The 20,966-nt window shown below is 54.9% G+C and carries 18 protein-coding genes and 1 pseudogene; 10 read left to right on the top strand and 9 right to left on the bottom strand.

Annotated elements, in window-relative coordinates; all coding sequences use genetic code 11:
* Positions 1-251 precede the first annotated feature (251 nt).
* From P1S59_12795 to P1S59_12765, 7 genes and pseudogenes are all read left to right on the top strand, one after another.
* Positions 252-1,604 carry a sigma-54 dependent transcriptional regulator gene (locus tag P1S59_12795; protein MDF1527124.1) on the top strand — a complete coding sequence of 451 codons (1,353 nt, stop codon included), beginning with the start codon at positions 252-254 and terminating at the stop codon, positions 1,602-1,604.
* Positions 1,605-1,723: 119 nt separating this feature from the next.
* A pseudogene (locus P1S59_12790) lies at positions 1,724-2,107 on the top strand (four helix bundle protein).
* A gap of 305 nt (positions 2,108-2,412) precedes the next feature.
* Positions 2,413-4,092, top strand: a complete 1,680-nt coding sequence (locus P1S59_12785) for a hypothetical protein (protein MDF1527123.1) — start codon at positions 2,413-2,415, stop codon at positions 4,090-4,092.
* Between the two features lie 252 nt (positions 4,093-4,344).
* Positions 4,345-6,633, top strand: a complete 2,289-nt coding sequence (locus P1S59_12780) for a hypothetical protein (protein MDF1527122.1) — start codon at positions 4,345-4,347, stop codon at positions 6,631-6,633.
* Between the two features lie 120 nt (positions 6,634-6,753).
* A complete protein-coding gene (locus P1S59_12775; protein ID MDF1527121.1) occupies positions 6,754-7,248 on the top strand; it encodes a TlpA disulfide reductase family protein in 495 nt (164 codons plus the stop codon).
* 117 nt (positions 7,249-7,365) lie between these two features.
* Positions 7,366-9,207 (top strand): peptidyl-prolyl cis-trans isomerase, encoded by a 1,842-nt coding sequence (locus P1S59_12770; protein ID MDF1527120.1) that lies wholly within the window; start codon positions 7,366-7,368, stop codon positions 9,205-9,207.
* A gap of 298 nt (positions 9,208-9,505) precedes the next feature.
* A complete protein-coding gene (locus P1S59_12765; protein ID MDF1527119.1) occupies positions 9,506-9,796 on the top strand; it encodes a GIY-YIG nuclease family protein in 291 nt (96 codons plus the stop codon).
* 60 nt (positions 9,797-9,856) lie between these two features.
* Here P1S59_12765 and P1S59_12760 read toward each other — a convergent pair whose 3' ends face one another.
* The 9 genes from P1S59_12760 to P1S59_12720 form a co-directional block, all read right to left on the bottom strand.
* Positions 9,857-10,915 carry a hypothetical protein gene (locus P1S59_12760; GenBank protein ID MDF1527118.1) on the bottom strand — a complete coding sequence of 353 codons (1,059 nt, stop codon included), beginning with the start codon at positions 10,913-10,915 and terminating at the stop codon, positions 9,857-9,859.
* A gap of 40 nt (positions 10,916-10,955) precedes the next feature.
* Positions 10,956-12,881 carry a tetratricopeptide repeat protein gene (locus tag P1S59_12755; GenBank protein MDF1527117.1) on the bottom strand — a complete coding sequence of 642 codons (1,926 nt, stop codon included), beginning with the start codon at positions 12,879-12,881 and terminating at the stop codon, positions 10,956-10,958.
* Positions 12,882-13,037: 156 nt separating this feature from the next.
* Positions 13,038-14,159, bottom strand: a complete 1,122-nt coding sequence (locus P1S59_12750) for a UDP-N-acetylglucosamine 2-epimerase (protein ID MDF1527116.1) — start codon at positions 14,157-14,159, stop codon at positions 13,038-13,040.
* On the bottom strand, positions 14,156-14,926 hold the full coding sequence (locus P1S59_12745; GenBank protein ID MDF1527115.1) for a class I SAM-dependent methyltransferase: 771 nt from the start codon (positions 14,924-14,926) through the stop codon (positions 14,156-14,158). The genes P1S59_12750 and P1S59_12745 overlap by 4 nt, the downstream gene beginning before the upstream one ends.
* A 105-nt stretch (positions 14,927-15,031) precedes the next feature.
* On the bottom strand, positions 15,032-15,835 hold the full coding sequence (locus P1S59_12740; GenBank protein ID MDF1527114.1) for a class I SAM-dependent methyltransferase: 804 nt from the start codon (positions 15,833-15,835) through the stop codon (positions 15,032-15,034).
* Positions 15,828-16,829, bottom strand: coding sequence for a lysylphosphatidylglycerol synthase domain-containing protein (locus P1S59_12735; GenBank protein ID MDF1527113.1), 1,002 nt, complete (start codon positions 16,827-16,829; stop codon positions 15,828-15,830). The genes P1S59_12740 and P1S59_12735 overlap by 8 nt, the downstream gene beginning before the upstream one ends.
* Before the next feature lie 5 nt (positions 16,830-16,834).
* Positions 16,835-17,371, bottom strand: coding sequence for a BlaI/MecI/CopY family transcriptional regulator (locus P1S59_12730; protein ID MDF1527112.1), 537 nt, complete (start codon positions 17,369-17,371; stop codon positions 16,835-16,837).
* A gap of 195 nt (positions 17,372-17,566) precedes the next feature.
* Complete coding sequence (locus tag P1S59_12725) at positions 17,567-18,517, bottom strand: lysylphosphatidylglycerol synthase transmembrane domain-containing protein (GenBank protein MDF1527111.1); 951 nt, start codon at positions 18,515-18,517, stop codon at positions 17,567-17,569.
* A complete protein-coding gene (locus tag P1S59_12720) occupies positions 18,514-19,251 on the bottom strand; it encodes a class I SAM-dependent methyltransferase (GenBank protein ID MDF1527110.1) in 738 nt (245 codons plus the stop codon). Before P1S59_12720 ends, P1S59_12725 begins: the two co-directional genes overlap by 4 nt.
* Positions 19,252-19,530: 279 nt before the next feature.
* On the opposite strand from P1S59_12720, the gene P1S59_12715 reads away from it, so the two are divergent.
* The 3 genes from P1S59_12715 to P1S59_12705 form a co-directional block, all read left to right on the top strand.
* Positions 19,531-19,920 carry a hypothetical protein gene (locus P1S59_12715; protein MDF1527109.1) on the top strand — a complete coding sequence of 130 codons (390 nt, stop codon included), beginning with the start codon at positions 19,531-19,533 and terminating at the stop codon, positions 19,918-19,920.
* A gap of 50 nt (positions 19,921-19,970) precedes the next feature.
* A complete protein-coding gene (locus P1S59_12710; protein ID MDF1527108.1) occupies positions 19,971-20,462 on the top strand; it encodes an NAD(P)-dependent oxidoreductase in 492 nt (163 codons plus the stop codon).
* Between the two features lie 49 nt (positions 20,463-20,511).
* On the top strand, positions 20,512-20,966 hold a 455-nt coding region (locus P1S59_12705; GenBank protein ID MDF1527107.1), incomplete at its 3' end, for a winged helix-turn-helix domain-containing protein.

Genomic DNA, 20,966 nt, shown 5'->3' with positions numbered 1-20,966 from the left:
CTCAGTGGTAAAAAGAAAGGTTTCCCGGTTTTGATTTACCCCTTTTTCGGCTTAAGGAACTCTCAGTGATCTCAGTGTCCTCAGTGGTAAAAAGAAAGGTGCTTTGACGTCATGAGACTGGTTCTACCCCCTGAAGAATTGGTTTTCTCAGTGTTCTCAGTGTCCTCAGTGGTAAAAAGAAAGGTTTCCCGGTTTTGATTTACCCCTTTTTCGGCTTAAGGAACTCTCAGTGATCTCAGTGGTGAAACAAAATGTCCTCTAAAGGTAGGATCCTTGTAGTCGACGACGAATACCTCATCCGCTGGTCTCTTCAGCAGAGCCTGGTGGAGCAGGGTTACGAGGTTTTCCTGGCCGCCTCGGCCGAAGAGGGGCTCGCTCTCATGGAGCGGGAGGCGCCGGACCTGGCTCTCCTGGACATTCAGCTTCCCGGCATGAGCGGCATGGAACTTCTCCCCGGTATCAGGGAAAGACGTCCGGACTGCGTTGTCATCATGGTCACGGCCACCTCTGATCTTTCGGTCGCGGTCAAGGCCATGAAGGACGGGGCCTTTGACTATATCCCCAAGCCGTTTAACCTGGAGGAGGTCAGGCTGGTGGTGGACAAGGCCCTGGAGACCAGGCGGCTGAGGGATGAGGTCATCCGTTTCCGGGAAAAGGATAGCGTGAGGTACGGCTTTCACAACTTCACCTTCAAGAGCAAGATGATGGAAGAGGTGGTGGAGGTGGCGCGCAAGATCGCCCTTTCGGATACTGCTACCGTCCTTCTCACGGGTGAGAGCGGCACCGGGAAGGACCTCATAGCCCAGGCCATCCACTACGAGAGCAGCCGGTGCGACAAGCCGTTCATGCCCCTGAACTGCACGGCCCTGCCGAGAGAACTGTTGGAGAGCGAACTGTTCGGCCATGAGCGGGGGGCTTTTACCGATGCCAAGGAGCTGAAAAAGGGCCTCTTCGAGGTTACCGATGGCGGGACTCTGTTTTTAGATGAGATCGGGGACATGGACCTGGCCCTGCAGGCCAAACTGCTGCGCATCCTTGAATCCCGCACCTTCAAAAGGGTGGGAGGGACCCGGGACATCTCGGTAGACGTCCGTGTCATTGCCGCCACTAACAAGGACCTTGAAGAGCGCATCAGGGAAAAGGCTTTCCGTGAAGATCTGTTCTACCGCCTCAACGTACTTCCTGTCACGATACCGCCCCTGAGGGAGCGCAGGGAAGATATCCTTCCTCTGGCCGAGCGGTTCCTGGCCGATTTCAGCAAAGACCTGGGCAAGGAGATCAGGAAGATAGAGCCTGACGCGGCCAGGGCCATGAAGGAGTACGACTGGCCGGGGAACGTGCGTGAGCTCAAGAACGTTATCGAAAGAGCCATGATCCTTTCTTCGGCCGATAGCCTGGGGATGGGGGACCTGGCCCTCAAGAGGGTTGACAGCGCCCTTTCCCCAACGGACCAGGCTTTTACCCTGAACCTCGATGAAATGGAACTTCGCCTCATCAACGAGGCCCTTGAGAGAGCCAGGAACAACCAGTCCGTGGCGGCCAAACTGCTTGGTGTCTCCAGGGACACGCTGCGGTATCGCATGAAGAAGCATGGACTGCTTTGAAGATCATGGTAAGGGAGTAGGGGAGTAGGGCGAAGATCATGGTAAGGGAGTAAATACTGTATAGAAAGAGCAACGTAACCATCTGATCATATAGATCATTTCCTGAAGAGAGTGAATCCATAGGCGACAACAAAGAGTTCGTCAAAGATTACGGAGATCTGCGTGTATTTCAAGGTGCCATGGATGCTGCCATGCGGATTTTCGATGTTACAAAGTCCTTTCCCGCAGAGGAAAGGTACTCTCTTGTCGATCAGATAAGGCGCTCCTCACGTTCGGTGTGCGCCAATATAGCGGAAGCATGGAGGAAAAGAAGATACAAGAAAGCGTTTGTTTCAAAGTTGAGTGACGCTGAGGCTGAGGCCGGTGAAACCCAGGTGTGGTTAAAATTTGCGGAGAAGTGCGGCTATCTGGGAGAAGATACCGTAACTGAATTGGACACAGCATACCGGGTTATCATTGCGCAGATCATCAGCATGATAGACAACGCGGGCAAATGGAACATTCAAAGACAAGGGATGAGGAATGGATCTGAGGCCTCTGAATGGATTTATTGGGTTTTACCTCCATACCCCCATACCTCCATACTCTCACTCCCCCCACACCACCCTAAACCTGTGGCAAATACCGCACCCTATGAGTGTTATCTCACAGTGTCTGCCGCCCCTGGGGAGGCCAGATTTACACGGAACGTTGAGTCCTTGTAAGAGCTTGAGATAAAAGAGGAAGATTGGCACCCATATTCGTCATATTTAACCAAAATGTGGAACGAAACTTGCGTAAACACTGATGGAGGAAGAAGGAGGTAACAATGAAACGGATCAAAATGAACGGAACTTTTAAAGCACTTGGGGTGCTCCTCGCCGTGGCCGTTATGGTATGCGGTCTGGTTGTGCCCCAGCAGGCTTCGGCGGCCCTCCCGGCACCGGCGTGGATGCCCGGTTTCCCCATGCTGGCCGGTCCCCAGGTCATCCTCATGTGGGGTCCGGTTCCGGGCGCCGTCAAGTACAACGTCTATCTCAACGGCAAGAAGGCGACCGAATCCCCGGCTATGCAGAGCATCAGCCCTGCTCCCACCGAAGGTGGTGAGTACATCTACACGGTCACGGCAGTGGACGCAGCGGGGGCTGAAAGCCCTCCGTCCTCGGAGCAGAAGATCACTATCATCAAGATCGAGCCCCCCAAATCCATGATCGTCCGCCCCAGCTTCGACCGCATCGACATTCGTTGGGATCCGGCCAATGGAGCGGTGATCTACGATCTTTTCCGCCGCGTCAAGGGGGAGAAGGACTGGCAGATGGTCTCCTCCATCACCGAGACCCGGTACCAGGATGCCCAGGTTGAGGCGGGAGTTGTTTACCAATACGCCGTCAAGTCCAAGGACAACACCGGCAAGGCTTCCACGTTGTCGGACCTCATCGAGGCCACCCTCATGGTGGAAGCTGCGGCCGACAAGGGCCGGAAACGCCTGGAGTTCAAGGTCCACAGTTTGCCCGCCAAGCTCAACTACCGAGCGGATCTCGAGCAGTACCCCACCGACGCCGACATCTGCGGTAACAGGTTGATTCTCTCCGCTCATTACCTGTACATCTTCGACGATATCACCCAGGGCGAGATCCTCTGGGAGCCCGAGATCCTCATCCCCAACGACAAACAGTTCATGGGTCTGGCCTGGGATGAGAACTGTGAGATGGTCTACGTCAACCACGCACCCACAAACCAGCTCTGGGTAGTGGATCCCGACGCGGCGGGCGAGACCCGGGGCGCGGTAGTACAGAAGATGGACCTGCCCAAACCCCCGGATGGTTCCCCGGACGACGAGGGGACTCTCTACTACATCAGCCAGGACACCTCCGGCAAGGCTGTCACCATCCAGAAGAACGCCGAGACCCGCCCCAGCGATGTGGTTATTGACGCGGACGGCAACCTGGTCGTCGGTGACCTGAACAACAACCGCCTCATCCGCCTAGAGCGGGACGGGACTTTCATCGAGACCATCCTCTATGAGCCCGGCGAGGAACTGAGCAACGCCCCCAAATGGGCCATCAACAAGCCCATATCCCTCGCCGTAGACAAGGAGGGCAACATTTACGCCGCCAGTATCAACTCCATCATCCAGGTGACACCCGACGGCGAGAAGTACCAGATCGGGGGCGGCGGCTCCATCTTCGGGACCTTTACCTCCATCAAGGGTGTGTATATAAGTCCCCAGGGACGGCTCTACGCCGCCGACGGCCGGGCCGGCAACATCCAGGTATTCGAATATCATGAGGAATATAAAGACGCCTGGCAGCGTGGCTGGCTGCCGGTCTACATAGTCACCGACGAGTCCAAAAAGGCCAACGTCGAAACGCTGACGCCCATGATGACCCTCGTTTCCGCGGACCAGAGGAAACTGATCATCGTGGAGTCCATGAGCAAGACGCTGGCCGACTACAGCCTCGACTGGAGCAAGGCCGACAAGGTTGAGCTGCCTCCCCTGGAGCAGTAGGTCAGGGAGTCTGTCCAATGCCGAGGATACATGCCGATCTGGAGCACAGGGTTCCTGAACGGTTCAAGCAGTGTTTTTAAGGAGCTTTTATTTCACCAGGTACGCAGAGCAAACTGAAAGTGAAAGGAGGTGGACCGAGAAATGAGTCCTGGATCCATCGGGAGAAAGAGATCCAGGGCATGGGAAGGGAGTGGGCCGTAATACCGGCCCGGGTTTAAAACAGATGTTTGTCAAGCTATCAGGAGGAAACAAATGAAAAGACTTTCCGTTATTCTTATCGCCGTCGCCTTCGTGGCGATCACGGCTGCCGGAGCCATGGGCGCCCTGGTCGACACGAGCCACAACGTTGTGGCCCACGACGGTCTCACCGGCGCGGCCGCCCAGCAGGGCGCCTGCTCCTTCTGCCACGTGCCCCACGGCGCGGCCGGTGCGGGGCTGTTCCCCTCCGGTCTCGGTGCCGTGTCGGGCGGCGGGTCCCCCTGGGAAGGCGATGCCATCGCCGTCATGTGCTGGGACTGCCACGGTGCGGTCACCTACGAGGACACCCAGCAGGTCGTTCCGTTCCAGGGCACTCTGAACGGGGCCCACGGCCGTGACGCCACGCTGCTCGTCGCCACCGGCGGCTGGGGCGACATCACCGGCGCCGACCCGGATCCGGCCCTCGCGGGCATCTACGGCTACGACGCTGCCACCGACAGGATCGGCTGCCAGTCGTGCCACAACCCCCACGACAACGCCACGCGCCCCTTCTTCAGGGACAACGCCGTGGGCACCTTTGTCGAGGGCGACCTTCTGACCCTTTGTGAGGACTGCCACATCAACAGGGCCGACATGGACGTCACCGGCGACACCCTGGGTACCTCCACGAGGCAGAACCACCCCACGGACAACAGGCTCCTTGCCGATGTTGCCGGCGCCTCGAACCTGTACGAGTTCGCCGGCGCGGCCTTCTCCGTCCGCTTTAACAGCACCTACCCCGACCTGGCTGTCCAGATCACCTCCAGCGTGGCCGGCAACGACCTTGCCCACTGGAACCTGGGCGGCAAGTTCGAGGCCAACGCGGGCGCCGGAGTCACCGGTGAGGTTAACTGCGGCACCTGCCACATGGTCCACTCCAACGAGACGGACGAAGCCGCCTACGCGGTGGGCGACGGCCTCAACGGCAACGCCGTGGCCGCCGTCCCGGCTGGCTGGGGCTTCAACTTCCTGGCAGTGCTCAACACCGACCCGGCCGCCGGCGCGGCCGCTGCCATCTGCACCGGCTGTCACGACATCACCACCGACACCAACGCCGGCCCCGGTTCGGTGACGACCTTTTCTCACCCCTACCAGTCAACTGAGCCGTGGGGCATGACCATTGACACCGGTGTCACAGGTGCCTACGGCGCCAAGTTCACCGGCGCCTTCGGCACCGACGCCACCCTGGTCTGCCAGTCCTGCCACGACATGCACTTCGCCAGGCTCAACGACCAGGCTGACGCCGACGACTACTCCCTCATGAGGGTGTACTGCAACGACTGCCACAGCACGGCCAGCGCCAAGACGAACCACCACCCCTCCGGTATCGAAGTGACCTACGGAACCCACCTAAGAGGTGGCGGCGGTGCGGCCGGCGAGCCCCAGATCAGCACCGCAGTGGCCTGGAACACCGTGACCCGCGATGATGTCCAGAGCGGAGCGACTGCCGACTGGACCGGCGGCGGCACCTACTACCGCTTCGGCCCCGCGGCCACTTTAAACGGCGTCATGAACTGCACCACCTGCCACTTCGGCACCGCCCACAACAACGTGGTCGCCTTCCCGGGCATCGTCGGCCTGAACGCCGAAGCGGAAATGTGCGTGGACTGCCACGGCCTCAACCCCTCCCAGTTCGTGGATGGGGTCAGGCAGACCGACCGTGACGGCGACCTCGTCTCCGAGACCGGCACCCATTACCTCGGTCCGGTGACCAACACCGCCTGGCAGTGGGGCGGCAACGTAACCAAGGACAGCGTAGTTCCCCTGGCCGGCGCGGCATCCATGGACTACGGCCAGGACAGCGGCGTTGACGGCGACCTCATCTGCACCTCGTGCCACCTCATCCTGACCGACACTTTCACCGTGCAGACCGCCGACAACGTCACTGACAACGAGCCGAGCACCGTCGACGCTGTCGGCCTGCTCCTCACCCCGTCGGGCAACAACAGGACGGACGCAGCCGCCGCCGGCAACGACTTCCTGTGCTCCGCCTGTCACGGCGCCGCCCCGGGAACAGGCACCACCCACCCGGTGCAGCCCACCTACACGACAGACGTCTCGGCCGAGATCTGGGGCAACGCCTCGGTGGCCGACAACGGCGTGACGGTGGTCGGCGACAACACCGCTGGCACGGCTGCCGGCAAGCAGATCAACTGCGAGTCGTGCCACAGGGCCCACAACTCCGCCCAGTCGTGGAACAACCTCTACACCACGAGCCACTACATTTTAGAGCAGGGCGCCCGCGTGGATGCCTCCAGCTTCATCAACGAGCAGGTCCTGTGCAACGCCTGCCATAGCAAGTAGGTATTGGGTCCCGGATCGCGGCCATGCCGCGTGCGGGATGACAAATGAAACAGCAAGCACAGGGGGGCTGCGGGGATTTGCCCCGCAGCCCCGTTTTAATCCTGGAAGGAGATGTACGCAATGAAGAAGATCTGCACTGTTCTCGCCATCGCGGTCCTGGCCCTGGCCCTGGCCTCCGGCAGCGCTTCGGCCGCTACCCTCAAGGCGGGCGACGCCATTCCGGAGAGCCTGAAGTTCAAAACTCTGGACGGCGGTGAAGTCACCGTGAAGAGCGTTATCAAGGACAAGCCCAGCGTACTTGTGTTTTTCAACACCTCATGCCGCAACTGCCTCAACGAGATCAAGTGGCTCATGCGCAAGTACAAGGACCGGAACAACGTGCTTATCTCCATCGATCTCGCCGGTGCCCCTGCCGTCCAGCGGTACCAGAAGCAGTATATGAAGGACTACATGGATATCCCGATTTACCTGGACCAGGAGTTCGCGGTACCCATATCCTTCGGGCTCTCGGTGACCCCGTCTTCCGTCCTCGTGGGCAAGGACGGCGTAGTCACCCACGTTTTCTCAGGCTACGACAAGTCCAGCGAAGAGGCCATTGCGGAGCTTTATAAGTAGTGTTTACCCCTTAACAGGGCGTTCGATCTACCGGTATAACCGGCGGGGTGGGGCCCTCGGCTCCATCCCGCTTCATGTTTCCCCGGCACCTTGCACCCCACTGGTCAGGAGGTAGAAATGGTCCTCTCGGGCCCCACCGCAAAACTGTCAAGATCAATGAGCCTGTGCGCCCTTATCCTTTCAGCGACCCTGCTCGCCATGCCTGCATGCAGCGTCTTTAAAGGCCCTGTTGATGAAGCCAAAAAGATCACAACCGCCGTAGAGCTCGCCGCGGCGCCAGCGGGCACGGCCGTCATCCGCGCGGGAGGCGAGGACATCTCCAGGCAGGAGATCCGGGACGCCTTCATGGACCTTTTCGCCAAACCCTCCTCCGAGGACACCTACGAGTCGGTCACTCAAAGCTCTCTGGAAATAGCGCTGTCCAGGCATTACCTGTACCTCGAAGCCAAGAGGCTCAACCTGGATGTCGACCCCGAGATCGCCTACAAGTGGAAGATGCTCACTCACTTCTGGATAGGTGACAACTACCTGCAGAGGCAGGCGGCTGATTTTACCGTTGACCCCGAAGTGTTGGATGCTTTCGTTCCCGAGGGCGCATTCGCTTTCAAGCTTTCCCAGATAAGTACCTTTGACCTCGCGGCCACCCAGGACCTGAGGATGCGTGTTGAGGAAGGCATGCCCTTCGAGGATGTCGCCCGGCAGTACAGCGCGGACCCGTCCGCCCCAAGGGGAGGGGAGATCAGAGACTGGCAGGTAATGGCCCTGGGCAACATCTACGGCGACGAAATACTGGGCAGGCTGGTGAAGGTCGAACCCGGGCAGGTCTCCGAGATCATCCCCACCCCCATGGGCTACACCTTTTTCAGGGTGGATGAAAAAAGGCCCCTTACCGAAGAGGAAAAGGTGATAATAAGAACGGGGAAAGAAAGGGACCTCCAGAGCGGCATGGTGAGGTCCTTCATCAGTCAGGTCGTGGCCAAACACCCTCTTTCCATCGAGGAAGAGATTATCGAATCGGCCCTCTCCTCGAATGACCCCGATGTCAAGGTCGGCCAGGTGGGGGATTTTGATATTTCGGTCAAATTCCTGAGGGGCTTTGCCCTTTACCTCATGACAGCCGTCGACCGCCCCACAGAGGATACCGCCCAGCGGTGGGTTCCCATCATGAAACTGATGCACCAGGGGCTGGCCCTGGGGCTCGAGGCCCGGAATCAGGGCATGGCCGATGATGAAGCGGTCATGGAGAACCTGGCCCGTGTCCGCAAGTACTCCCTTGCCAACAGCATGACCCTTTATCTCGCCAGGGAGAACGAGCCGACTCCCGAAGAGCTTTTCTCCTATTACATGGAGGAGTTTGTGCCCGAGGGCACCGAGGGGATCTTCAGCGTCATGGGCTACGACGGGCTTACCGGGGAGGCGGCACAGGAGATCAACAGGCTCCTGGAAGAGGGTGTACCCATAGATGATATAGACACCCGGTCGGCCCTCGTTTCAGGAGCGAAACAGATGTCCGGTACCTATTCCGATGGAGATTTCGATGCGGCTGTACGGACGGCGCTGGAACTGACGGCGGTGGGAAAGGTGACACCCCCCATAGAGACAGGGTCCGGCTGGGCCGTTTACCGGCTCGACGGCAAGCGCCGGGGTGAGGCCCCGCCTTACGACCAGGTGACGGCCTTTATCAAGGCCAGGTACATGCAGGAACAGAGCAGCGACAAGCGCACCCAGCTCATCATCGAGAAGAGCAAGAGCGCCCCGCCAGTGTACGTCGTTCCCAGGGAGGTGATCGACGAGGTCATCGGCCAGTGGCTGGACATGCAGAAGGCTCTGCGGGGAGTCTCGCCCCCGGGCGGTTACCATCAGCGCGGCGGTCCCAACCAGATCGACATGCCGGGGGGAAGTAAACCGGCCGGGCATCCGGGTGGTGGAGGAGGAAAAAGGCCTTCCGGGCACCCCTAGCCCGCATTAGGTAAAACAAAAAATTTAAAGGGCTTCGGGTAATACTGAAGCCCTTTTTTTGTCCTGGACCCCGGGTTTCCGCTGCCGCTCCGCCCGGGGTGACGGAGGAGAGGGTCATCCCGGAAACCGGACCTTCCTCATTATCGTCATCCCGGAAACCAGCGCCTGGAGCGGGGTTATCCGGGATCCACATCACTTTCTGGTAAAGATTTTGCAACATCATAATGTGGCAATGAACCTTTTATTGAATGCTCTGGAAGTTCACGGTGCTGCAAGTCCAGCCAAAAAAGGAGGTACCATGGAGCGTCGGCCGTGTGTTTATATAATGGCCAGTCGGAATAATGGAACCTTGTACGTGGGGGTGACATCAGATCTTATCAATAGAGTCTGGGAGCACAGGAACGGTGTTGTGTCCGGTTTTACAAAAAAATACGGGGTTGACAGGCTTGTCTGGTTCGAGCTGTATCCTGACATGCCTGGTGCCATCCGAAAGGAAAAATTGCTGAAAAGATGGAGACGTGCCTGGAAAGTTCAACTTATCGAAAAGCAGAACCCGGATTGGGTCGACCTTTATGACACGCTTTTGTAAATGGACCCCGGGTCTCCGCTGCCGCTCCGCCCGGGGTGACGGAGGGAGAGGGGCGTTGTTTTACTCCTGCACCACCCGGATGACCGCCGCGTCCTTTAGCTGCCTGACCTTGGCGTTTATGGCGTTGTTGGTCTGCTCCGTTATCATGCGTTCCTTAAGCCCCGGCTTTACCTCCTCGTAGGTGGGTCCCTCCCGGGGTGAGAACGCTTCTACGAGGAGGATGATGTGATAAACTTCGCCGTTGCCCTTGGTGTTGGCAAAGAAGGTCGTGCTTCCCGGCTCTACCCCCACGGCGTTTCTAAATACGGTACCCCCCTCGAGGGAATTCACCTCGTTCAGGTACACCTGGGCCACGATACCCTTCTGGCCCAGTTCCCTCCTGTAACGGGCGGCAAGTTCCTTCATGCCCGCAGTGTTCGTCACCTTTCCCGCGTCAGCTTCCATGCGCTTGATAAAACCGTCATCGGTTTCCCCCGTGAACCTCACGCCGACGTAGCTGTAGATGAGTGTTTCCACCCCGGAAAGGATATCGATATTGTCTCCATAGTACTGCTCAACCTCTCTGCTGCTGATCACTTCCGGGGCGAGGACCTCCTGGGTGTATTTCCTGGCCAGGTAGGTGTGGCGCGAGAGGACCCGGTAATCATCGATGGTAAAGCCCAGGGGCGCGAAGAAACCTTTTGCCTTTTCCTGGCCCCCGAGGCCATCGAGATTCTGCCGGAAAACCTCCTCGAACTCCTGGTCGGTAACAGTGATCCCGGCCTTGACCGCCTCCCTGTTGAGAAGCTCCCGCCCGATCATCAGGTCCACGACCTCGGGACAGTGGTCGGGACTCCAGTCATCGAAGATCTGAACCCCGTGGAGAATGCTGGAACCGAGGCAGTTCATCTTCAGCTGGGACATGACCAGCTCCGGATTTACCTGAACGCCGTTGATGATGATCGCGGGGGGGACGAAGGTCACCTCCTGTGTTGCCGGTGCCGTACTTTGGCCGGCGCTTCCAGAGCCATGCGACTGATCCTTGTTTCCGGACATCCCGGTGAAACCTTGGGAGCTCGAGACGATGAGCAAGGCTGCGCAAGCTGCTGTCACTGTTATTTTCAGGGTGCTGGTTCTCATGTGATCGTTCCCTTCCGTAGATTGCATGGGGTCTTGACTGTTACCGGTTGATACGTTTGCCCAGTTCGGAAAGTTTCCTCGCAGCCAGATTCTTGTATTTCGGATCCCCCAGCCAGTAACGCATGAAGTTCTGGTAGTTGACCAGGGCTTCATTAAACTGGCCCAGGTTCTCGTTGGCAAGAGCAATGTTATAGTAGGACATGGCGAAGGTCGGGTCTATGAACAGCGCCTTTTCATAATACGTTATGGCTTCGGGGTAGTTACGCTTCTTGAAGTAGATATTCGCCAGGTTGTTGGCTGCCTCGATGTATCGGGGGTTCAATTGCAGCGCTCTCGTGTAAACGGAAATAGCTTCATCCGTTTTCCCTGCTTCCCTCAGGATGTTCCCGAGGTTGTAATTGGCCAGGGCCGACTTCGGGTCCAGCTGGATGGCCCGTTTCATCCACTTCTCGGCGTTCTCGTACTCCTTCTTCTTGTGGTACACGTTCCCGATATTGATGTAGGGGTTGGGAAACATGGGGGCCAGCTTGATCGTTTGCTGGTAGTGGGCCAGGGCCTTGTCCCACTCTCCGTGCTGCTCGTAGTAGATGCCCAGGTTGTTGTATCCCCGTACCGATTTGCGGTCCTTGAGAATGACGTCTTTCCACATGGTCTCTTCGGTGGCGAAAGCCATGTTACGTTTTAAAGTACCCATGCCCATGAGGAGCAGAGTAGCGAGACATAGTGCGACAAACCCTTTGTAGTAGTATCCGCCATCTCCTCGGAACCTGATATAGAGGCGACTGGCGATGTATGTGAACACGAGAACGGCCCCCAGGCCAGAAAGGTAAAGACGGTGGTCGTTGACCGGTACGTTGAGGCGAAAGATCGTTGTGGGTATAAGAGCGGTGAACCACCAGAACACTCCCAATGTCACAGCAGGATGTTTTTTCCGGACTAACCAGGCCGCTGCAATGATCAGAGCGATGAGCAGCACACTGATAAGAACCTTTCCGTCGGCGAAACTCCTGCTCACGGCAAACGGTTTGTCGATGGAAAGCCCGGTGGGCAGGAGCCACTCCCTGATGTAGAAAACCCAGGCACGGGACTGTGTGGCCAGTTGGGCAGTGAGGTTAGGGGCGGCCGCGGTGCCGCCCTTGGCAGTCAGAATCTCAACGAGGTTCTCTTTATTAAAGATGTTGCGTAAGAAAAGAAATCCGGCTGCTGATAGTCCATAGGGGATCATACGAACGGTAAGGGTTTTTAAAGTATCCGATATCCCTTTTCCAGCCATCCACCTGCTGTTGAGGAGGAACTCGTAATAAATGAGCATCGCCGGCAGGGTGATGGCGATCTCCTTGGACAGGAGACCGCAGGCGTATAAAACGCCGGAAAAAATGAGCGGTAAGGCTCTTGTCCTTTCATCAGATCCCTTCAGGTAGAGATAAAAGGCCCAGAAAGTGAACATGGCTGACATGCCAGAGGAACGGGAGGACACGTAGACTATGGTTTCCGTATTTATTGTGTGGAGGCCAAATAAAACACCGGAAAAAGTGGCAATGAAAGTCGGGCTTACACCCCTGAGTGCAATTCGGTGAGTGAAAAGCCAACGCGTCGCAAAAAAGACACCGATGGATGCAAGGAGGTGAAAGAGAAAATTAGTGACGTGATACCAGACAACATTGTAGCCGTCACGGGAGGTTAGTATCCCCAACTGGTAATTGATTGCATGGGTAGTCATTAGAAGTGGCCTGTACATGGCCGTCTGTGGGTTGCGACTGAACGTCGATGGGTCTTTGAAGAAGATAGGGATGTTTGAAGCCTTGCGGATGTTGATGTTTTCCTTGATGTGGTGAAAATCGTCGTAGTGCCAATCCGCAGTGAAACTGTTTGAGTAAGCCACAAGGATCGCTGCACAGATGAAAATCACTCCCAGGAATATCTGTTGCTTCGATGATAGCTGTTTGATCTTGTCAGGGATGTTCATCCTTTGTTTTCCTCACAGTTTGAATTTGTAGCTAATGTCAGAACAGGGTGTCAGTGAAATAACTTCTAATAGTAAAACCATTCGGTTTTTCTATCAAGTAAATAGAGCCTTATCAAGGAATTGGGGCCTCTATCAATATCTCGAATTTCCTTTTTCTCAACCATCCAGGGCTGAAAGGTCCGAGATGACATCTGCAATACAGGCGCTGGGGCTCAGCAGTGCATTAGGCAGGCTCACATGGCGATAGTCCCCGAACCGATGAAGAAAGTTTCTGACTTTGGATATATCCATGCCCGAGAGAACAACGTTCCTGCCTATTCCCTCTTCCCTCTCCGTAGTTTTACGAAGAAGTAGACAAGGAACCCCCAGGTAGGACATCTCTTCCTGGATACTGCCGCCGTCTGTGATCACGAACCGGGCATTTTTCAGCAGGTGTAGGAATGTTGAGTGGTCCATAAGCGGCAGGGTAATGATCCCGGCAGCAGTCAGCCGACTTTGGAGGTTGTATTTTTTAAGACGCTTTATCGTGGGGGGGTGCATGATGAAGGCCAGAGGAACGGTACTGTTTGCTTCAATGAGTGTGTCTACCATCAAGCGCATTTTTTTTTGGCTGTACAGGGTTTCCAAACGATGGATTGTGGCCAGGGAATATTCTTTCGGTACATTTGGGATCTCACCCTGCGGACGACTGAGGGTGATCCGCATGGTGTCGATGTTTGTGTTGCCCGGTAGTAGATGCGACTTGTGGTCCAATCCCATTTTCTGAAGGTTTTCCATGGCGCTTGGGGATGGAGCGAAGAGGATGTCGGCCATGCGCATAACCATGACTCTCACGATCTCCTCCGGGAAGGGGTGTAGATAGTTGTGACTCCTCAGGCCTGCTTCAACGTGAGCCACTTTCTGACCTGCCCTTTTTGCAATAAGACATGAAAGAAGGGTTGAAACCGTATCTCCGTGGATAAAGCAGATTCCCTCTTTACCTTCAAAAAGTTTCGCTTTGAGGGCCGACCTGCTGTTGAACATGTAAGAGAGGAGTCGAAGCATCCATGCAAACCCTCCCGTGAGTGTGGAAACACCTTTCTGCCCTGGATCAAGGGAGATTTCTGGTTCCCTGAGTCCGAACTGCTCGATAACGTGACTGACAAGATCGGCGTGCTGCCCGGTATCAATGATCCTGTAATGCCATTTCCGTCTGTCAAACTCCAGGGCAAGGGGGACCAGCTTTATGAACATGGCCTTGGTGCCGGTAAAAATTGTCAAAGGAGAGCATGAATTCATGATAATGCCGTATCCGATTTATTTTGGTGTTTTCTTGCTACCATGGCGATCATATGCCCCCATGACGGAAGGATGATCTGTAAAACCCTCTCCACAGGTAATAAGAGGTAGTACACGAGTGCTGACAGTGGGAAAGGCAGCACCATGTGGCCTTTGCCCATCGGTGGGTAGAACCAGATGCCCTTCGTTGCAGTCAAGTCGAATTTTGATGTCATTTCAGCTTTCAGGCTTCTAATGGTGCTCCAATGGTCGATGGGCTGGCCAGCTGCAGTTATCGGTCTGGCGGTCAACGCTTCCGCCAACCGGCGAGCCAGTCCGTACCAGCTCATCCAGTTGGGAGTTGTCAGGATCAATATCCCTCCCTTTTTCAAGACACGGTGCGCTTCTGATAAAAAAAGCTCTCTGTGCGGCAGATGTTCAATGACTTCGCTGCAGATGATCAGATCAAAGGAGTTTTCAATAAACGGTAGAACCTGTGCATCGCCCTGCAGAACGCGAGAGGAGCTGAAGCGGGTCTTGGTGTTGCCTAAAGACTTCATGGAAAGGTCGATGCCGAAGGCGTTTGGATCCAGCGACATGTCATCACCGCTCCCGCAGCCCACGAGCAGCACATTTCTCGCATGTCGATCGGTTGAAAACCTTTGGATCAACTTGCTGATTACGCTTAATCTTTCTGCCTGCATGGCTCTGGAGATCCATGGAAACCTTTGTTTTTTATGAAAATTTTCGTAAAATTCTCTGGAGTTTCCTTTTTTTATTGGATTCATGGTAGTTTCCCGCTTATTTAGGTAGTTTGCGATCGTGGGGTGTTGAAATAACAGATAACTCTTTTCCTCGAAAGGATATTTAAACAACCGGGATGTCTCACTATTTTACCTTCTCCTTTTACATATCATAAATTCGAGTCCTGGACTCTCTTTGACCAATTTGGTCAATAAAACATCCGCTGGAGCAAGGAACAACCCGTATATGTACCCCAGTATTGGAACCAGCCTCGCAGGAAAAGTAGCGGTGTACCATAATATGGGTATCAGCTGGTTTTTCAGATCTGAAGGGGGGAAACAAAGTACGGAAGCAGGCAACCTCTGCAGGATTTCGAGCCCGTTTTCCTTTAGCACCGTTTCATATTCCGCCATGGTTCTACCCACAACATGTTCCGAACGAAATCCCCGAAACCGGAAAAAATAGTCAGTGAGAAAGAAATGACCTTCGGGCTTTAGAAGATTTGAAATATTTGATATTGCCCTTTCAAAGGAGTCATCCTCAACAATATGGTAGAGTACGTCGAAACTGGACACAATGTCATATTTGTTAGAGGAGATATCGCGCTTGTCGATATCGGATCCAATGTCGACCCGCTCAAACTCAATGCCAGGATATTTTTGTCGGAGGTTTTCGACGGCTGTAGCTGTGATGTCACAACCTGTGATATCAGCAAGTCCGAGTTCCCTCCACCGTTCAATATAAAATCCCGTACCGGACCCGATGTCGAGGACTTTCAGGTTGGCAGGATGTTGGAAAAAACTGCCTGCTATCCGGCGGAAGATCTTCTTCTTTGCCCAATAGGTCCACTGGTTATATGGGCGACCGAGGCTCTCCCAGCCCACACCAGCGACATCGAACTTTTCCCCAAGTCGCTTTTCCCAATAAGCTCTGGCATCGAATTTTTCAGTCATGTCCAACCCTTTGGTATTCTCCAGATTCAGTTTCCTCTTGGGAAGGAACTGATTCGGGTAAAACTCTGGAGACCCTGTCGTAGGACAGTACTGCCAGAAGCACAATGACCTCGGCCAGGGTTACGATCAGCCTTGTCATTAACGCAAGTGCGCCGGCTTCCACAGCGGGGAGCTGGGAGGAGAATCCCAGGAAAAAGATCCCTTCACGGACCCCTATACCGCCAGGGGAAAAAATAGCGATAAATCCCGCTGACACTGCCAGCGAGTAGAGCCCTGTCCAGGGGAGAATTAAAGTCAGAGGGATGGCAGGGTAGAGGCTTTTAGCGAGGAGAATAAGTCCGGAACCCAACACAAACCAGTTAATACAATAAAGGCATAGGAAGGCGAGAACTGTGCGGCGGGTAGCCCAGCTTTCAAGAGGTTGCTTGCCGAAGATGGAAAGCCCTCTATTGATAAGAGTGTAAACAAAAGAAGGTGGAAGAAGGAGAAATCCGGCAAGGATCAAGGTGCCCCACAGATAAGCTTGCTGATTACCGATGATGCCGGCAGGCAGGAAAACCATCGCGATTAGAAGTCCTGAGAAGATGGTAAATATATGTTCCTTTATCGTGGCAGTGACAATCTGTGCTGTCTTGATGCCTTTCATGGAGAAAAGGGAAATTCTGGATGAGACCACCCAGATCTTTCCTGGAATATATCTGCCCATGAGAGAAAGACAGAGTATGGGGAGTGCTTTGACGTACGGGATATCGCCGCCAGTCGCTCTAAGGACTGCTACACCAAGAGTTCCCTGGAAAAGGACGAATAGGGAGTGAAAAAGAAGTGACAGGCCCAGAAGATACGGGTCCGCATTATACAATATGGAACCTACAGTGCGGGAGTTTTTAAACAGAAAGAAACCCAGGAAGACGAAGACGATGATGAGAAAGGTCGCGTTGGTGACCTTGAGAAGTATTTTCCTGTTTCGGTTCTTTGTTAGAACTGGATCTGTCATGTTCCTCAATTTCGCTTTTCCCAGAGAGCCAGAGTGTGTCCTAGGGCTCCACATTCCAGGAGGTTATTGTATTCTTCCTTTGCCAGAACAAGAGGGCGGATCTTTCTTTGAATATATCGTTCGGTTTTCCCGAGGACGTCATCGAGTTGGGCTCTATCAATATTGCCCACGAGAACGATATCGATAATGCCTGTGTCCTTCCCCTCGGCATAGTCACCTGTAAGATAAACTTCCTCCAGGTTGCCCAGCCGTTCTATGACAGAACGTGCCAATTCATCTATGCCTGTGATCTTCCGGACCATAGAGGAGATTTCGGGGAAGAGGGGGTGGCTGGTGTTGGCTCGATAATAGACGTTACGTCCATCCTTCTCTGCCTGGAGGATATTGTTCTCGGTGAGGATGTTAAGCTCTGTGCGGACGGAGTTGGTGGAAACGTCGAATTCGGTGGCCAACTCCCTGAGGTATGCCTTCATGGCAGGGTTCAGGAAAAGTTTGACCAGGATGTTGATCTTGGTTTTGGATGTGATGACACCTTCGAGCATGAGGGTCTTCTTTCTGGTAGAATTGATGTGCCGTTTGGCGCCGTTATTTACCAAACGGTTCTGGCATTCATTACAGGTAGTCACAGCTGGGTTGTATAGAGTAACTATATTACCCAATTATGCGTGATGTTAGAGGGTGAACTAATGCCCTGTCAACTCTTTTTTGGGGTCATGTTGCCTGAAGACAGGGGTGGATCAGGGGGACGAAGAAGGAAGGAGATCAGGGTTAATGCGGGGTTCCTTTGGCGTAGGTGGCACGCCTCGGCCTGACCTTAGATACTCGATCAGTCCCACGAGGCCAGTTGCGATGAGGATACCAAACCATGCCAGGGAAAGGGCCAGGGCAGACTCGCCATTAAGGCCATATGCCCCGAAAAATACTACAAAGGAAGCCTCTCTGACGCCCAGGCCGGAAACGGTAATGGGGACACTGGCCAGGGTGACGATAATTGGAAGGAAGGCCATGAGTACGAGAATCGTTATATCTAACCCGAACCCGACGGCAAGGATATAGACTGTCAAAACATTGAGGGCCTGAACAATGAGTGAAAAAAGCAGTCCCCTGCCGATGGCGCCGGTGTCTACAAAGCAGGCATCCAGACTTTCCAGGAAAGATGCGATAAAACCGAATCGGCTACCTGCCCGCCTGTATAGGATCAGGTAACTTATGGTGATGAACGTCGCCAGGATCACTGGAAAGGCCCACACCAGCTCCGTTCCCTTCAAAACAGGTAAGGCAAAGGGGTAGGCGGCGGTGCCCATTCCCAGGAGGACGACATACCCAAGGAACCTGTCCATGAAAAGGGATGAGACCGTATTGGGGATCGTGCTGCCCTCTTTGTAAAGGTAGTAACCCTTGACGGCATCACCTCCTACGAGACCGGGAAGAACGGTGTTGAAGAACATCCCTGCCAGGTAAAAGGAAAAGACCCTGCCTCGGCCAAGATGGGATTTGATGAACAGCCCCCACCGGAAAGAGGCGAACATGACCGCAGTGAGACTGAGGATCAGGGCGGCAAGGAAAGACCAGAGTGGAAGTTGGACCACACCGTCCAGGATTGACATCAGATCGGTTCTTCTGAAAACCAGGTAAAGCAGGGAGCCGCTGACGGCTGCCTTTATCAACAGTAAAAACTCTTTTTTCAACTCCCCGCCCCCGACTTCCGCGCCATGAAGTAGAGTTTTCCTGATGGTAAGGTCAATGTCCGGTCTTTTACCCGGGAGGGGAGCAGTTGCCGAAAGAATTTCGCTACTTGAGTCAGGATGGGTACCGGATATGTTTCGAACTGCTGAAAGAGGTACTCCAGTGAGAGGGTCTTGGGACTGCTGCCGCTTTCGACATAGGTGAATTCATGTTTCCGTAGAAGCTGTTCGAGGCTTGAACGGTTAAAGTAGTAGAGGTGCTCCCTTTTGTAGTGCCCCCAGTGCTTGCCCATGGCTAGATGGGAAAGGGAACCTGCATCGGGAGTCACAACGTAGACCAACCCCCCTGTTTTTAGTAGTGAAAATACCGTTGTAAGGGTTTCGTGCAGATCCGGCACATGCTCGAGAAGATCGAACATGGTAATGACATCGAACTTCTTCCCTTCAAAGGCCGCGGCTTCGATCGTTCCTATGTGGATTCTATCCTTACCCACCTTGTCGCCTGCGATCGTTCCCGAATATGAGGAGATCTCCACGCCGTAGGCATCGTAGCCATGGGTAATTGCAAGGTCTACAAAGTGGCCCTTGGCGCAGCCAACATCCAGGATTGAGCCTGATAGCGCCTGTCTTCTTGTCCTGTTTAGATGACGCTCAAAATGGGCCATTTTCTGTTTGCTTACAGTAGCTTCCAGCTCTGACCCGCCCCAGGAATTGTAATAGCTCTCCTGGTACATCATGACCAGTTCCTCCCGGGTCGGAGGTGGGTGGATGAAAACGAGGCCACAGTCTTGACAACGTCGTAAAGGTATCGCAGCTTTCCCACGTTTTGGTGCAGTTCGCTCCAGATGACAGGCTGGGCAGCTGGTTTTGCCGGCTGGTATCACTACGGGTTCGCGATCCGTCATCTAGGGAACTCCCATATCAGCAGTTTCCCGGGTTTTTGGTGGAATGCTCAAGGCCGTAATACAGAGTCCCACCACCCGTTCAGGGGAGATCTCCTTGAGGCATCTATTGTCATGACAGAAAGAACGCTTGGCGTTGAAAATGGAAACACAAGGCTGGCAGTCGAGGCCGAGGTAAAGACAGCGGGCTTTATCCCCCAGCGGCGCGTAGAGCTCCGGTGTCTCTGGCCCGAAGAGCACCACCGTGGGGCTCCCGGTCAGGGGGCAGGTGTTCCCCTTTTCAAGGAGGCCCATTATCTCAAACTCGATTGCACCAAGGCCTTCAGCCTCCTCGATTGGCGGTCCGTGATGGACCTGGAGGAAGCCCTGCTCCTCACAGCACGCTGGTATCATGCATATTACCGGGACAAGGATTCCGACATGCTGTCCCTGACCCGGGGCCAGATCTCCACTTATATCGGGAAAGCGACGGCAAAGGGGGCTGTGTGGACGCGGAGGGGTTAAACTGCCCGGCCTGGCCGTGTTTCTCGAGTCTGAAAAGGGAATAACGGTCCATGTTTAATATGAAGCATTCTAAACCCAGACCGGGACCCGGGCATGTGGCCCTTTTGACAGGTGCCACGGGGTACGTGGGATCAAACCTTGCAGGAAGACTGGTAGCCGATGAGTGGTCAGTTCACGCCGTGGCCAGGGAGAACTCCGATCTGACACATCTCTCTTCGATAGAACACGCAGTTACGGTTCATCGGCACGACGGATCCACGGAGGGTATGGTCCGCATCTTCCGGGATGCGGAACCGGAGGTGGTTTTTCACCTTGCAGCACTTGCGACATCCGGCCAGCATGGCCAGGCCGATGCCGTTCCTCTCCTGACCAGCAACGTGGTATTCCCCACACAGGTTTTGGAAGGGGTGGCAGCAGCCGGGACGAAGTGGATCGTCAACACGGGGACCTTTTCCCAGCATTACGGTGACAGCGATTACGATCCGACGAACCTGTACGCCTCGACAAAACAGGCCTTTGAATCGATCCTGTTCTATTGCTAATCAGTGCACAAAATGGTTTGCAAATAATGCAAATTTGTATAATGCCAGCATGAAGATAAATGACGCTCGTTCCCTTCCACCGATCGCGCAGGAAGACATCCGCGTTAAAGCTGTCAAGGCCGTAAATGAAGGCCAGAAGCAGGTAGAAGTCGCCAGGATATTCGGAGTGACACGCCAAGCTGTGGGCAATTGGGTTAAGGCGTACCGGGAAAATGGGAAAAAGGCGCTGAAAGCCAAGCGACAGGGACGTCCCAAAGGGGGTACTCTTCTTCCCTGGCAGGCGGCCCAGATCGCCAGGTCGATTACGGACCGCACGCCTGAGCAATTGAAGCTTCCTTTTTATCTTTGGACACGAGAAGCCGTCGCCCAATTGATAGAGAAACGATTTGGGATCCGCCTTTCCGTATGGACAGTAGGCCGCTATCTGGCCCGGTGGGGCTTTACACCTCAGAAGCCTGTGCGGCGCGCGTTTGAAAAGAACGCTGAGCAAGTGCGGGTCTGGCT

This window comes from bacterium (genome assembly GCA_029210965.1).
Classification (GTDB): domain Bacteria; phylum BMS3Abin14; class BMS3Abin14; order BMS3Abin14; family BMS3Abin14; genus JALHUC01.
This window is presented reverse-complemented; position numbering and strand designations above follow the sequence as displayed.